This window comes from Stenotrophomonas sp. YJH_SMC_29, assembly GCF_059371235.1.
This window is the reverse complement of record NZ_JCAFUK010000001.1, coordinates 465,121-478,994: the sequence shown is the minus strand read 5'-3', so window position 1 is coordinate 478,994 and position 13,874 is coordinate 465,121. Positions and strand designations below refer to the sequence as shown.

13 protein-coding genes and 1 tRNA gene are annotated in these 13,874 nt (G+C 69.0%); 9 read left to right on the top strand and 5 right to left on the bottom strand.

The annotated features are described in order from the left end of the window. Positions 1–6 precede the first annotated feature (6 nt). From AC5P9I_RS02300 to trxA, 5 genes are all read right to left on the bottom strand, one after another. The gene (locus tag AC5P9I_RS02300; protein WP_049468588.1) at positions 7–723 is read right to left on the bottom strand and encodes a hypothetical protein; all 717 of its coding nucleotides are present in this window, start codon (positions 721–723) and stop codon (positions 7–9) included. 47 nt (positions 724–770) lie between these two features. Beyond that, positions 771–1,223: a DUF4442 domain-containing protein gene (locus AC5P9I_RS02295; protein ID WP_049468590.1), complete on the bottom strand. Its 453-nt coding sequence runs from the start codon at positions 1,221–1,223 to the stop codon at positions 771–773. Between the two features lie 74 nt (positions 1,224–1,297). Then, entirely contained in the window at positions 1,298–2,923 is a 1,626-nt protein-coding gene (locus AC5P9I_RS02290) for a CHASE2 domain-containing protein (protein ID WP_049468592.1), read from the bottom strand. Continuing rightward, positions 2,920–4,620, bottom strand: a complete 1,701-nt coding sequence (locus AC5P9I_RS02285) for a FecR family protein (protein ID WP_049468596.1) — start codon at positions 4,618–4,620, stop codon at positions 2,920–2,922. The genes AC5P9I_RS02290 and AC5P9I_RS02285 overlap by 4 nt, the downstream gene beginning before the upstream one ends. A gap of 107 nt (positions 4,621–4,727) precedes the next feature. Continuing rightward, on the bottom strand, positions 4,728–5,585 hold the full coding sequence (gene trxA / locus AC5P9I_RS02280; protein ID WP_130767858.1) for a thioredoxin: 858 nt from the start codon (positions 5,583–5,585) through the stop codon (positions 4,728–4,730). 251 nt (positions 5,586–5,836) lie between these two features. Here trxA and AC5P9I_RS02275 point away from each other — a divergent pair, with 251 nt between their 5' ends. The 9 genes from AC5P9I_RS02275 to AC5P9I_RS02235 all read left to right on the top strand — a co-directional run bounded on the left by AC5P9I_RS02275 (position 5,837) and on the right by AC5P9I_RS02235 (position 13,829). Beyond that, positions 5,837–6,436: a DUF998 domain-containing protein gene (locus AC5P9I_RS02275; RefSeq protein WP_049468599.1), complete on the top strand. Its 600-nt coding sequence runs from the start codon at positions 5,837–5,839 to the stop codon at positions 6,434–6,436. A 105-nt stretch (positions 6,437–6,541) separates the two neighbouring features. Then, positions 6,542–9,184 carry a leucine--tRNA ligase gene (leuS, locus tag AC5P9I_RS02270; protein WP_049468606.1) on the top strand — a complete coding sequence of 881 codons (2,643 nt, stop codon included), beginning with the start codon at positions 6,542–6,544 and terminating at the stop codon, positions 9,182–9,184. Positions 9,185–9,320: 136 nt separating this feature from the next. Next, positions 9,321–9,905, top strand: a complete 585-nt coding sequence (locus AC5P9I_RS02265; RefSeq protein WP_053460994.1) for an LPS-assembly lipoprotein LptE — start codon at positions 9,321–9,323, stop codon at positions 9,903–9,905. A gap of 12 nt (positions 9,906–9,917) precedes the next feature. Continuing rightward, complete coding sequence (holA, locus tag AC5P9I_RS02260) at positions 9,918–10,955, top strand: DNA polymerase III subunit delta (protein WP_049468603.1); 1,038 nt, start codon at positions 9,918–9,920, stop codon at positions 10,953–10,955. Positions 10,956–10,958: 3 nt separating this feature from the next. Next, the gene (gene nadD / locus AC5P9I_RS02255; protein ID WP_049468604.1) at positions 10,959–11,624 is read left to right on the top strand and encodes a nicotinate-nucleotide adenylyltransferase; all 666 of its coding nucleotides are present in this window, start codon (positions 10,959–10,961) and stop codon (positions 11,622–11,624) included. A gap of 58 nt (positions 11,625–11,682) precedes the next feature. Beyond that, positions 11,683–12,093, top strand: coding sequence for a ribosome silencing factor (gene rsfS / locus AC5P9I_RS02250; RefSeq protein ID WP_005410536.1), 411 nt, complete (start codon positions 11,683–11,685; stop codon positions 12,091–12,093). Between the two features lie 64 nt (positions 12,094–12,157). After that, the gene (gene rlmH / locus AC5P9I_RS02245; protein ID WP_014647944.1) at positions 12,158–12,628 is read left to right on the top strand and encodes a 23S rRNA (pseudouridine(1915)-N(3))-methyltransferase RlmH; all 471 of its coding nucleotides are present in this window, start codon (positions 12,158–12,160) and stop codon (positions 12,626–12,628) included. A 22-nt stretch (positions 12,629–12,650) separates the two neighbouring features. Then, positions 12,651–12,727, top strand: a tRNA-Asn gene (locus AC5P9I_RS02240). A gap of 175 nt (positions 12,728–12,902) precedes the next feature. Then, positions 12,903–13,829 carry an alpha/beta hydrolase gene (locus AC5P9I_RS02235; protein WP_407617847.1) on the top strand — a complete coding sequence of 309 codons (927 nt, stop codon included), beginning with the start codon at positions 12,903–12,905 and terminating at the stop codon, positions 13,827–13,829. Positions 13,830–13,874 lie beyond the last annotated feature (45 nt).

Below are 13,874 nucleotides of genomic sequence, written 5' to 3'. Positions count from 1 at the left end.
AGTGGCTCAGTCGCTGCCCGCCAGCGGATCGAACGCCCAGCCATCACCGACGGTCTGCAGCGTCCAGTGGCGGCGGCTGCGCAGCGGCTCCCAGCGCACGCTGTCCTTGTCGTCCTCGATGCTGCCTTCGCTCCGTTTTACCCTGCGGGTGGAGAAGTTCACGCTCACCGATTCGGTCTGCCCGGAATTGCGCATCACCGAATTCTGGTCGTAGCCGATCAGCGCAAAGGCATCGTCCTGCCAGCGGAAGGTAAAAACGGTCGTGCCCATTGACCAGCTTCCCGCGCTGGCGAATGAAAACAGTGCGACCTTCAGGGTGCCGCGCTGGATGCTGACGCCGCCGTCTTCGAGCGGGTCGCTCATCACCGGATTGTCGGGACGGGGTATCAGCTGGTGGTCCTGCACCGCCAGCACGTAGCCGGACGGGCGCGACCACGCCACCGCGAGGATGCGCGGGTTGCTGTCGTACGGCGAGGGGCCGAAGCCATCGTGCTCGATGATGTTGCGCGGCTCCTGCTGGCGCAGCACCAGTACCAGGTCCGCGCGGCCATCCTGGTCGAGATCGCCTTCGACACTCGATTCAAGTGTCCAGCCCTGGGGGACGAAACCAGCGGCATGGGCCGCCTGGGCCGGCAGCGTCGGATACTGCACCGGTGGCAGGTCAAGTGCGTGGGCGGTGAAGGACAGGGGGGTGAGCAGTGTGGCAAGCGCATACGGGCGCATCGGAGCCTCCATGGCAGGGAGGCAGAGGATAGCGCCGGCGCTCTGGATCAGCGTACGTGTGGCTTCAACCGCAGGTAGACCTGCTTGCGTACCTGGGCGACCACTTCACCGGATTCATCCACCACGTCATTGCTGAACCAGCGCAGCACCTTCTCGCCGCCAGCGGCTTCGGCGCGCAGTTCCGCCAGCAGTGCGTCGTCGATGCGGAACGAGGTGCGCACCGTGCCCCGGCCCGGCTTGAGGAAATCGATCGCACCGGCCCGGTCCCACACGTAGTAGTCACGGCCGAGGATGTGCAGCAGGCCCAGCATCCAGAACGGATCGGTCATCGCAAACAGGCTGCCGCCGAAATGCGTCCCCACGTAATTGCGGTTCCAAGGGCGCAGCCGGAGTTCCACGTCGATCTGCCGGTAGTCGGGTGTGATCCGGGTGACGTGGATGCCGGTGAACAGGAACGGTGGCCAGAGGTTGATGCCGACGCGGAACAGGCGGGCGTTCATGCAGATCCGGGAGCGCAGGGCGGGGCGTCCAGTCTAACCATTCGCAGGCGTATGTTGCACCCGGGGCCGGGATGTCATGCCCCGCCGTCGATCGTGTATCCGTCGCGGCCGTTGGCCTTGGCCTGGTACAGGGCGGTGTCGGCGCCTTCGACGAAATGGTGCGGTTGCAGTTCGCCATCGGGGATACGGGTGAACACGCCGATGGTAAGCGTCACGGCGTCGTTGCCGTCATCGCCCGGCGCCGGCAGGGCACGCACGCAGGCAATCAGGTCCTCGACCACCTGGCGCGCGCCTTCGGCCGGCGTATCCGGCAACACCAGCGCGAACTCGTCGCCCCCGTAGCGCGCCGCCATGTCGCGCGGGCGGCGCGCATGCGCGCCGATCAGGCGGGCGACATCGCGCAGCACGCGGTCGCCCACCTGGTGGCCGTGGCGGTCGTTGTGACGCTTGAAGTGATCGACGTCGATCAGGGCCAGGCTCAGAGGCTTGCCAGTGCGCCGCGCCGCATCGCATTCCTGCTGCAGCGACTGCTCGAAGCGCAGGCGGTTGCCCAGCCCGGTGAGGGCATCGCGGTTGGCCTGGCGGTGCCAGGCCGAGATCCGCCACACCGCCCAGACCAGCAGTGCCAGCGCCACGCCCAGCATCGCGCTGGCCGGTGCCCACCACAGGTCACCGGTGCGCAGCAGCAGCCAGCTCAGCAGGGGCGGCATCGGCAGCGAACACAGCGCGACCAGCCACGGCAGGCGCAGGCCGAGCAGCATCACGCACAGCGCCACCAGCACGCCGCTGATGGCGTGCTGCCAGGCGTGCGGCAGCACGTCGATCTGCTTGTGCTGCAGCAGCATCGAGGCGATGTTGGCCTGGTATTCGCTGCCGCTCATCCAGAACTCGCGGGTGGTCGGGGTCAGCAGGCGAGGCGCGATGCCGCTGGCCGTCATGCCGACCACGATGCGGCGGCCATGCAGCATCGCGGCGTCCACGTGCCCATCGAGCACGTCCGCATAGGACACCTGTGGCAGCCGCTCGGGCGGGCCGGCGTAGCGCACGCGCACGTAATCGTCGCGTCGCCACTGGTAGGGCGAGCCCACGTCCGGGTCGGGATCGGGCAGGCCACGTACCGCGCCGGCAGGCAGATCGGCCAGTGCCAGGCCCAGCGCCGGCCAGTGCGGCCGTCCGATACCGGCGCGCAGATAGACGCCGCGGGCGACGCCGTCGCCATCCACCTCGACATCGGTATGGCCGATGGCGGCGGCACTGGCGGCGATCTGGGGAATCGGCAGCATCTCCTCGGCCATGCGGTCGCCGGCCGCAGGTGCGGCCAGCACCGGCAGCACCACCCGGCCGTTGCGTCGGATCGCGGCCGCCAGCGCATCGTCCTGGCGGCTGTCGCGCCGGTCCGGTTCGGACAGCATCAGGTCCAGCGCGACGCGTTCGGCACCGGCATCGGTCAGCCGGTCCAGCAGGCGCGCGTGCACCGAGCGCGGCCAGGGCCATTGGCCGATGCGCTGCAGGCTGCCTTCGTCGATGGCCACGATCAGCACGCTGGGGTCGGGGCGGTAATCCCAGGTGCCGACCAGCGTGTCATAGGCGGCTTCGTCCTGCCGCCACAGCCACTGTCCCTGGCTGGCGACGAGGGTCAGCACGCCGGCCAGCAGGGCCAGCAGGATCCGCTTCGACCACGGCAGCGGCGAACGCCTCACAACAACAACCAGAGCAGCAGGGCACCGCCGCCGGCACCGTAGCAGACGCGGCAGGGCAGCGGGATCTGCTGGGCAGGGGATAACGCGCCCGCGTGACCGTCATCGTCGATGTACTGCACGCGCACGTGCAGGGTGCCGCTCCACGGGCGCTTGAAGCTGACCTGTGGCTCGGACACCGTTTCGTCGACCAGCGGCGCCTTGAAGTCCGCGCCGCGCGCCACCTGCACCCGATAGCGCTGGCCTGCGCTGCCCGGTTGCCAGCGCAGGGTCAGTTCGCCATGCGCGGCTTCGGGCGGTTGCAGTGCCGGGTCCACTGGCTCATCGCTCAGGTGCAGTGGCAGCGCCTGGCCGTAGCGACCCTGGTGGCCGTTGGCATCGCGCGAGGCCACCCGCCAGTAGTACTGGCCCGGTGGCAGCGGCTGTGCCAGGCGCAGGTCGGTGCCGGTGCTGGTCTGTTCCTGCAGGGGCTGCACGAAGCTGGCGTCGGCGGCGATCTGCAGCACGCTGCTGCGCGCCCCGGGGGCCTGGCTCCAGCGGAAACGCGGGCGGTCGCTGTTGATCGTCTGCCCATGCAGCGGCGACACGGTCAGCGGCGGCGGTGGCTGGTCGTTGAGCTCGAAATCGGCGCTGGCGTCCAGGCCTTCGACGCCCTGCGCATCGACCGCGCGCAGGAGGATGCGCAGCTGGCCCGGTGGCAGGTCGCCGATCGCCAGCCGGGTGTCGGCGGTGGTGGCAGCGAACAGCAGGATCTCCGGCATTGCCGCCTGCACCACTTCCACCCGGTAGTGCGCGGCGCCACTGACCGGCTCCCAGGCCAGCAGGGTCGGCAGTGGCGCCAGGCGCAGCTCGCCGGTGCGCAGCTGCGGTGCCGGCAGCAGGGCGACGGCGGCGGTGGGGGCCGCGTCGACACTGCTGCTGCGGGTGGCCTGGCCTGGCTGGACCAGGCGCTGGCCACGGAGGTTGCCGACCTGCACCTTGCCCTGCAGCACCTCGGTGGCGCCGACGTGGCCGGCATCGCCGGCGCTGACCCGGAACACCGTGCCGCGCACGCTGCTGGTCGCGGTGGGCGCATCGATGATGTATCGCGAGGCGGGGCCGCGCGCCGGCGTCACCCGGTTGCTGGCCCGCCCCTGTTGCAGGCGCAGGCGGGTATCGACCATGCCGGTGTGGCCGTAGCGGCTCAACTGGTCCAGCCGCAGCCGCGAGTATTCGCGCAGCTGCAGGCGCGAGGCGTCGGCGAACTCCAGGGTGATGCTGGAATCGCCTTCGGTTTCCACCGTGTCGCCGATGTGCAGCTGCTCGCCGGCCCGGAGCGCGCGGGTCGCGCTGCCATCGGCGCCGGACAGTTCGACCTTGCCGCGCACGGACAGCACCCGTGCCGGCGCCGGCTCCGTGCGCAGCCAGCTGATCGGGAAGCGCAGCAGCTGGCCCGGCGGCAACTGGTAGGGATTGTCGATGCGGTTGTGCTGCTGCAGCTGCTGCCAGCGTACCGAAGGCTTCAGGTACAGCCCGCCCAGGTCCCACAGGGTATCGCCGGGGCGGACCCGGTAGTTCCAGTCCTGGGCGCCGGCCAGGGCGGGCAGCGCGAAGAGGGCGCACAGCAGGGCGCCCGTGAAACGCTTGGCGAACGACAGAGAGCGGACGACGGTCACAGTTTGCAATCCCGGCAATGCGGGGGTGCAGCTGCAAGACCCCATGGCCCCGACCTCATCCCCCCGAACGGATCGTGGCGGCCGCATGGCCGCCAGCGCGCGCATTATTGCCCGCGTTCAGTGCAGGGATTCTGAACGGAGCGGGCTCCTGTTCAGAACAGCAGCGACGCCATGCGGCGGCGGTACTGGCCAACCAGGTCCTCGTCGGCGATCACATTGAAGGCGTCGATCAGGGCCTTGCGCGGCAGGCCTTCCTCGAATCCGCGGTCGATCCGCAGCATTTCCAGGAACTGGGCCAGCGCGGCCTCGTCATGGCCGCCGAGCAGCAGCTGCACGCCGCGCAGGTGGCGGGCCTGGAGATCCTTGCCATCAGCGGCGATGCGCGCGTCGAGCACCTCGGCCGGCGGGGCGTCCTTCAGCGCGGCGGCGAAGGCCAGACGGGCGCGCGCGCGCGCGGCACGGTCGTCGGTGGCCAGATTGGCCGGCAGGCCGTCGATCAGGGTGCCAGCCTCGTCGACGCCGCCGATCTGCAGCAGGGCCAGGGCGAGGTCGAGCTTCAGCTCATCCTTGTCCGGTTCGGCGGCGATCTGCGCGCGCAGCACGTCGACCTGCGCCTGCGGGTCCAGCGGCGTGTCCTCTTCGGGGGCGGCATCGCCGAGATCGGCCGGCACGACGCCATGCTGGGCCAGGAACTCACGCAGCTGGCCTTCCGGAATCGCGCCGGGGAATCCATCCACCAGCTGGCCGCCCTTGACCAGGAACACGGTGGGCACCGACCGGATCTGGAAGGCCGCCGCGATCTGCTGTTCCTTGTCGACGTCGACCTTGGCCAGCTCGAAGGCGCCGTTGTATTCGGCGGCCAGCTTTTCCAGCATCGGGCCCAGGGTCTTGCACGGCCCGCACCAGGTGGCCCAGAAGTCGACCAGCACTGGCGTCTGCAGCGACTTCTGCAGGACTTCGGCCTCGAAGGTCGCAGTGGTGGCGTCGAATACGTAGGTCGTCTCGGTCATGGGGGAGGCATCGCTTGGTCTCTGGAGACCGATTCTATGGTGACGATCGATGTCGGTCTCAACCCTGCCATCACATCCCGCGCACCCGCGCGGCGGGCCCACAGGCCCGCTGTGACGGCCCCAGGGGCGCGGCACGCAGTACCGCGTGTGGCTCACCCACCTGCCGATGCTGAAACGCACGACCGCTTGGCGCTTCGTGCCGCTGCCGCGACAATGCGGCGGTCCATTCCTGTTCCGGGTGTTTGCGCGCGATGTCTGTGGTCCGGCTTGATCGTTGGTTGGGGCTGCTTGCTGCAGTCGCGTTCGTCCTTGCCGTGGCCGGCTTTGGTGCTGGCCTGGACGGCTATGCCCAGGGCCGCCACCCGGTGGCGCTGCTGGGCGCGCACGGGGTGCCGCATGCGTTGGCCTTCAATCTCGTCGGCTTTGTGCTGCCCGGGCTGTTGGCGGCGGGGGTGGCTGAACGCCTGCGGCGTACCCTGCCGACCGGGGCCGGCTGGGCGCCGCGGGTCAGCAGCCAGATGCTGCTGCTGGCCGGCCTGGCGTTTGCCGCGATGGGCGCGCTGCCGCTGGACGTGGACGACCTGCATGGGCCGGCCAGCCAGCTGCATGCCAGTGCCTGGATGATCTGGGTGCTGGGCTTCGTCGCCGGCAGCGTGCTGCTGGCCGTGTCCGGTCTGCGCCAGGCGCATGGCCGCGCTCTGGGCGTCCTGGCGCTGGGCTGCGGCGTGCTGGCCGCGCTGGCGGCGTTTGCCCTGCAGGGCGTACTGCCGGCGCCGCTGGCCCAACGGCTGGCGTTTGCCTGCTGGGCGGTCTGGCTGGCCGCGGCCCTGCCGCTGTCGCGCCTGCGCTGAGACGGCCCCGGCAGCGCGGCGGCGCTGCTGTCCGGCGGGCAGGATTGGAGACGTTTGCCGCACTGCGGTACGCTGTACCGCTTTGCCGCCGCATCCGCGTGTTCCATGACCAGCGCTGAAACCAACGCCTACGACCCGCAGCAGGTTGAATCCGCCGCCCAGCAGTACTGGGACGCCACCCGTGCCTTCGAGGTCGACGAGACTTCGGACAAGCCGAAGTACTACTGCCTGTCGATGCTTCCGTACCCGTCCGGTGCGCTGCACATGGGCCACGTGCGCAATTACACGATTGGCGACGTGATCAGCCGCTACAAGCGCATGACCGGCCACAACGTGCTGCAGCCGATGGGCTGGGACGCGTTCGGCCTGCCGGCGGAAAACGCCGCGATCAAGAACAAGACCGCGCCGGCGGCGTGGACCTACAAGAACATCGACCACATGCGCAGCCAGCTGAAGTCGCTGGGCTATGCCATCGACTGGTCGCGCGAGTTCGCCACCTGCCGTCCGGACTATTACGTCCACGAGCAGCGCATGTTCACCCGCCTGATGCGCAAGGGCCTGGCCTATCGTCGCAATGCCGTGGTGAACTGGGACCCGGTCGACCAGACCGTGCTGGCCAACGAGCAGGTCATCGACGGCCGCGGCTGGCGCTCGGGCGCCCTGGTCGAGAAGCGCGAGATCCCGCAGTGGTTCCTGCGCATCACCGACTACGCCCAGGAGCTGCTGGATGGCCTGGACGAGCTGGACGGCTGGCCGGAATCGGTCAAGACCATGCAGCGCAACTGGATCGGCCGTTCCGAAGGCCTGGAAATCCAGTTCGACGTGCGCGATGTCGACGGCAGCGCGCTGGACCCGCTGCGCGTGTTCACCACCCGCCCGGACACGGTGATGGGCGTGACCTTCGTGTCGATCGCCGCCGAACACCCGCTGGCGCTGCACGCGGCGAAGAACAATCCGGAACTGGCCGCGCTGCTGGCCGACCTGAAGCAGGGCGGTGTGTCCGAGGCCGAGCTGGAGACCCAGGAAAAGCGCGGCATGGACACCGGCCTGCGCGCGCTGCACCCGGTCACCGGCGAGCCGGTCCCGGTGTGGGTCGCCAATTTCGTGCTGATGGGCTACGGCACCGGCGCGGTGATGGCGGTGCCGGGCCATGACCAGCGCGACAATGAAGTGGCCAACAAGTATGGCCTGCCGATCAAGCAGGTCATCGCGCTGAAGGACCCGCGCACTGAAGAAGAGCGCAACTGGGACGGCAGCCGCTGGCAGGACTGGTACAGCGACAAGAGCCGTGCCTTCGAACTGGTCAACTCGGCCGAATTCGACGGCCTGGACTTCCAGGGCGCCTTCGAAGCGCTGGCCGAACGTTTCGAGCGCAAGGCCCAGGGCCAGCGCCGCGTCAACTACCGCCTGCGCGACTGGGGCGTGAGCCGCCAGCGCTACTGGGGCTGCCCGATTCCGGTGATCTATTGCGCCAAGTGCGGCGCAGTGCCGGTGCCGGAAGAACAGCTGCCGGTGGTGCTGCCGGAGGACGTGGCGTTCTCCGGCACCGGTTCGCCGATCAAGACCGACCCGGAATGGCGCAAGACCACCTGCCCGGACTGCGGCGGCGCCGCCGAGCGCGAGACCGATACCTTCGATACCTTCATGGAGTCGAGCTGGTACTACGCCCGCTACACCTCGCCGGGTGCCCGTGATGCGGTCGACAAGCGCGGCAACTACTGGCTGCCGGTCGACCAGTACATCGGCGGCATCGAGCACGCGATCCTGCACCTGATGTATTTCCGCTTCTACCACAAGCTGCTGCGCGACGCGCGGATGGTGGACAGCAACGAACCGGCACGCAACCTGCTGTGCCAGGGCATGGTGATCGCCGAAACCTATTACCGCCCGAACCCGGACGGTTCGAAGGACTGGATCAACCCGGCCGATGTGGAAGTGCAGCGCGACGAGCGCGGCCGCATCACCGGTGCCACCCTGATCGCCGATGGCCAGCCGGTGGTGGTGGGCGGTACCGAGAAGATGTCCAAGTCGAAGAACAACGGCGTGGACCCGCAGGCGATGGTCGGCAAGTACGGCGCCGACACCGTGCGCCTGTTCTCGATGTTCGCCGCGCCGCCGGAGCAGTCGCTGGAGTGGAACGAGGCCGGCGTGGACGGCATGGCGCGCTTCCTGCGCCGCCTCTGGGCCCAGGTGCAGAAGCATGCCGCCGACGGCGCCGCCCCGGCGCTGGACGTTGCTGCGCTGGACGCCAACCAGAAGGCGCTGCGCCGCAAGACCCACGAAACCATCGGCAAGGTCGGTGACGACTACGGCCGCCGCCATAGCTTCAACACCGCGATCGCTGCGGTGATGGAGCTGATGAACGCACTGGCCAAGTTCGAGGACGGCAGCGAGCAGGGCCGCGCGGTGCGCCAGGAAGCGCTGCAGGCCATCGTGCTGCTGCTGAACCCGATCACCCCGCATGCCAGCCACGCCCTGTGGCAGGTACTGGGCCACGGCGAGACGCTGCTGGAAGACCAGCCGTTCCCGCAGGCCGACAGCAGCGCGCTGGTGCGCGATGCGCTGACCCTGGCGGTGCAGGTCAACGGCAAGCTGCGTGGCACCATCGAGGTCGCGGCCGACGCCGCGCGCGAGCAGGTGGAGGCACTGGCCCTGGCCGAGCCCAACGCGGCCAAGTTCATGGAAGGCCTGACGGTGCGCAAGATCATCATCGTGCCGGGCAAGATCGTGAACATCGTCGCCGCCTGATGTACCCCGCACCGTCCGCCCGCGTGGCGGACGGTGCCTTTCCGGTGCAGGGCCAGGCGGTTGATGGCCCTGCATTCACGCGGCTTCGGGCAGGCTGTGTGTTGCCGTGATCGCCCGGCTCCGCCAGACTGTCTCCATGACCCGAATCCTGCTTGCCCTCGTTCTTGTCCTCGGCCTTGCCGGCTGCGGCTTCCATCTGCGCAACAAGCTGATGTTGCCGACCGACACCGCCCCGGTGAAGGTGGTATCCACCGCTCCGTACAGCGAACTGGTCAAGCTGCTCAACCGCAGCCTGCTGGCCTCCGGCGCCAGGCTCGCCGACGAAGACAGCAAGGAGCCCAGTGCCCAGCTGCAGGTGCTGTCCGAGCGCTGGGGTGACCTGCCGATCGCCATCGACTCGCAGGGCCGCGCACAGGAATACAGCCTGCGCTACGCGGTGATCTTCATCTTCCGCCGCGAGGATGGCAGCGAGCTGGTGCCGCAGCAGGTGATTGAGCTGTCGCGCGATTACGTGTCGCCGCCGACCGACGCTACCGGTACCACCACCGAACGCGAAATTCTGGCCACGGAGCTGCGCCGGGAAATGTCCGCCTCGATCATCCGCCGCATCGACAGCGTGGTCCGCGCCGAGCTCGACAAGGGGGGCAGCCTGTCCGCGCCGAAGCCGAAGCCGATCGAGGGTGCGGTACCCGCCGTGCCGGCCGCCGACGCCAAGCACTGAGCGGCAGCGACGATGGAACTGCGTCCGGAGCAGCTGGCCAGCCAGGGCGCTGACACCCCCTTGGCGCCGGTGTACCTGATCGCAGGCCCGGAGACCCTGCGCGTGCTGGAGGCGGCCGATGCCATCCGCGCGCGCGCGCGCGCCTCGGGCATCGGCGAACGCGAGGTGTTCGACGCCGACGGCCGTGACTTCGACTGGAACCAGCTCGACGCCAGCTTCAACGCGCCCAGCCTGTTCAGTGCCCGCCGCCTGGTCGAGGTGCGCCTGCCCAGCGGCAAGCCGGGCAAGGACGGTGCCGAGGTGATCAGCCAGTTCTGCGCCAACCCGGCGCCGGACGTGGTGCTGATGATCACTGCCAATGAATGGAGCAAGGCCCATCAGGGCAAGTGGGCCGAGGCGGTCAGCCGCATCGGCGTGCTGTCGGTGGCCTGGGCGATCAAGCCGCACGAACTGCCGGACTGGATCGAACGCCGCCTGCGCGGCAAGGGCCTGCGTGCCGATCCCGCCGCCGTGCAGCGCCTGGCCGAGCGGGTGGAAGGCAACCTGCTGGCCGCGGCCCAGGAAATCGACAAGCTGGCGCTGCTGGCCGACGGCCAGCCGCTGGATGTGGAACGGATGGAGTCGCTGGTGGCTGACGCCGCCCGCTACGATGTGTTCCGGCTGGTGGAGGCGACGTTCTCAGGCCAGCCACCGGCCGTGCTGCGCATGCTGGCCGGCCTGCGCGGTGAAGGCGAGGCGGTGGCTGCATTGATGCCGATCGTGATCCGCGAACTGCTGGCGGGTGCCGGCCTCGCGCGCGTGCAGGCGCGTGGCGGCAACCTGGCCGCCGAGATGAAATCGCGTGGCATCTGGGAATCGCGGCAGGCGCCCTACAAGCGCGCGCTGCAACGTCACCCGGAAGGCAAGCGCTGGGAGCGCTTCGTGGCCGAAGCCGGGCGGGTCGATCGCATCGCCAAGGGGCGGGCCGACGGCGATGCCTGGCTGGCGCTGGAGCGCCTGCTGGTGGCGGTGGCCGAGCCGCGTGCCGTGCGCCTGCTGGCACGGGCCTGAGCGATGAGCCTGCGGATCTATTACGGGGGCACCTTCGATCCGGTGCACCTGGGGCACCTGGCGATCGCGCGCGCCGCCCGCGACGAACTGCAGGTGGCCGTGCGCATGCTGCCGGCGGCCGATCCACCGCATCGCGCGGTGCCGGGCGCAACCGCTGAACAGCGCTTTGCCATGCTCTCTCTGGCCATCGGCGATGAACCCGGCCTTCTGCTGGACCATCGCGAGCTGGACCGTGCCAGCCGCTTTCCCGGTCGCCCGTCCTATACCGTCGACACCCTGCGCGAACTGCGTGCCGAGCTGGGCCCGAGCCGGCCGCTGGCCTGGCTGGTCGGCGCCGACAGCCTGCTGGGCCTGTCGGCCTGGCACGAGTGGGAGGCCCTGTTCGGGCTGGCCCACTTCGTCGTGGCCGAACGGCCGGGCAGCCCCCTGCAGGGGGCGGTCGACGGCGCGCTGGGGCGTGCCCTGCAAGGGCGCTGGGCCGACAACGAGCAGGCCCTGTTCGCCAGCCCGGCCGGGCGCATCCTGCGCCTGCACCACCCGCTGCGCGAAGAATCGGCCAGCACCGTGCGTGCGCAGATCGCCGCCGGTGGCCCCTGGCGCGCGCTGCTGCCGCCGGCCGTGGCCGACTATGTCGCTGCACACGGCCTGTACCGCCCGGCCACAGCGTGAATGGCGCGGCCGCGCCATCCCCGTATAATCGCCCCCACGTTTACCGAGTCGATCCACTTTGAGCAACCAGACCCAGCCCCAGACCATCAAGGTCGATCTGCCCAGCCCGCCGCCGTCCGTGCCGGAACTGCTGGCCAGCGTCCGCCAAGCCACCGAAGACCTGAAGGCCAAGGACCTGGTCGAGATCGATGTGCGCGGCCGGTCCAGCGTTGCCGATTACATGATCGTCGTCTCGGGTACTTCGACCCGCCACGTCAAGTCGATCGCCGATGAAGTCGTGCGCTTCGCCAAGAACCTTGACGTGATGCCGCTGGGTGTTGAAGGCGAGCGCGAAGCCGAATGGGTGCTGGTCGATCTGGGCGACGTGATCGTCCACGTGATGCTGCCGCGCGTGCGTGAGTTCTACGCCCTCGAGCGCCTGTGGACCGTCGGCGACCAGCCGCCGTCCAGCGACGACGAAGTGGCCTGAGCCGCACGTTGATGCATCCCTTCGACGGCGCCGATGGCGCCGTCGACGTTTTGGAGGACCGTTGATGAAAGCCCGCCTGATCGCCACCGGTGAACGCGCGCCCAGCTGGGTCGCGCAGGGCTTCGCCGAATACCAGAAGCGGTTGTCGCACTGGCTGCCGTTCGAGCTGGTGGAGATCGAGCCCGGCCTGCGCGGCAAGGGGCGTGATCCGCGTCGCGCCACCGAAGAGGAAGGCAAGCGTGTGATCGCCGCGCTGCCGAAGAACGCCTATGTGGTGGCGCTGGATGTGCCAGGGCGGCAACTGAGCTCCGAACAGCTGGCGCAGCGCCTGGAACACTGGCGCGGGCAGGGCAGGGACCTGGCGTTCCTGATCGGTGGCCCGGAAGGGCATTCGCCGGAGGTGTCCGCGCTGGCCGACGAGAAGTGGTCGATCGGGCCGCTGACGCTGCCGCACATGCTGGTGCGCCTGGTGGTGGCCGAGCAGCTTTATCGCGCCGCCGCAATGATTGCCAATCACCCCTACCATCGCGCGTGAAGAGGCGTTATACTAGTCGTCTGCCCGAATAGCTCAGCCGGTTAGAGCACTTGACTGTTAATCAGGGGGTCGTTGGTTCGAGTCCAACTTCGGGCGCCACCTTGAGAAACCTGCATCGCGAGATGCAGGTTTTTTTTTGTCGTGTTGCAGCGCCGAGTCCACGCGCGACTGCCTTCTCGAAGCCGAGCATGGGCCCGGGCGCTACACTCTTCTGCTGCAACCATGGATGCCGATCATGCGTGCGCTCCTGTCCTCGAGCTTCCTGCTGCTGGCGATGGCGCCGTTCGCCACAACGAAGGCCGCCCCTTCCACCTGGCATCCGCCACAGGGCACCACCGAGCTTCCGTTGTGGCCGCAGGGCACGGTGAGCGCGCCGCCGAAGTTGAAGGGGCCCGAGCAGATCAGCGAAGTGACCTCTGAAACCAGTGGCGAACACTGGATGATGCTGCAGAACGTCGCTGCGCCGACCCTCACCGTGTTTCCACCGAAGGGGCCGGCCACCGGCACCGCGGTGATGGTGGTGCCTGGCGGAGGCTATCGGGTGCTGGCGATGGACCTGGAAGGCAGCGAGATCTGCGACTGGCTGGCCGCACAGGGCATCACCTGTGCACTGCTGAAGTACCGGGTGCCCGCATCCGGGCCGAACTGGGACCCGGAGTGCAACTGCCGCGACATTCCGAAGGTGCCGATGGCCCTGCAGGATGCACAGCGTGCAATGGGCCTGCTGCGCGCACAGGCCGAGCGCTGGTCAATCAATCCGAAGCGGATCGGGGTGATCGGCTTTTCCGCCGGTGGTCACGTGGTGGCTGGACTGAGCACGCACGCGCTGCGCAGCTACGCGCCGGTGGATGCTGCGGATGAGCAGCCGAGCCGTCCCGATTTCGCGATGGTGATGTATTCCGGGCACCTGTGGGCGGGGCACGGGAGCGGATTGTCGCTGGTCAGCGACATCACCGTGGATGACAACGTGCCGCCGACGTTCATCGCGCAAGCCACCGACGATCGCACCGATGACGTGCGCGAATCGCTGGCCTATTACCGTGCCCTGGTGGACGCGGGCGTGCCGGTGGAGATGCACCTGTTCGCACGCGGCGGCCACGCGTTCGGGCTGCGCATGAAGGATGCACCGGTCGCGGCGTGGACGCAGCTGGCCGAGCGCTGGATGCAGGATATCGGCATGCTGGCGGAACGCCGGTTGTAGAGCCAAGCCATGCTCGGCTGCCTGTGCGAAGCCGAGCGTGGGCTC

Coding starts and splice junctions, on each gene's coding strand:
- AC5P9I_RS02300 (WP_049468588.1), bottom strand. CDS start 723: ATGCGCCCGTATGCGCTTGCCACACTGCTCACCCCCCTGTCCTTCACC.
- AC5P9I_RS02295 (WP_049468590.1), bottom strand. CDS start 1,223: ATGAACGCCCGCCTGTTCCGCGTCGGCATCAACCTCTGGCCACCGTTC.
- AC5P9I_RS02285 (WP_049468596.1), bottom strand. CDS start 4,620: ATGGGGTCTTGCAGCTGCACCCCCGCATTGCCGGGATTGCAAACTGTG.
- trxA (WP_130767858.1), bottom strand. CDS start 5,585: ATGACCGAGACGACCTACGTATTCGACGCCACCACTGCGACCTTCGAG.
- AC5P9I_RS02275 (WP_049468599.1), top strand. CDS start 5,837: ATGTCTGTGGTCCGGCTTGATCGTTGGTTGGGGCTGCTTGCTGCAGTC.
- leuS (WP_049468606.1), top strand. CDS start 6,542: ATGACCAGCGCTGAAACCAACGCCTACGACCCGCAGCAGGTTGAATCC.
- AC5P9I_RS02265 (WP_053460994.1), top strand. CDS start 9,321: ATGACCCGAATCCTGCTTGCCCTCGTTCTTGTCCTCGGCCTTGCCGGC.
- holA (WP_049468603.1), top strand. CDS start 9,918: ATGGAACTGCGTCCGGAGCAGCTGGCCAGCCAGGGCGCTGACACCCCC.
- nadD (WP_049468604.1), top strand. CDS start 10,959: ATGAGCCTGCGGATCTATTACGGGGGCACCTTCGATCCGGTGCACCTG.
- rlmH (WP_014647944.1), top strand. CDS start 12,158: ATGAAAGCCCGCCTGATCGCCACCGGTGAACGCGCGCCCAGCTGGGTC.
- AC5P9I_RS02235 (WP_407617847.1), top strand. CDS start 12,903: ATGGCGCCGTTCGCCACAACGAAGGCCGCCCCTTCCACCTGGCATCCG.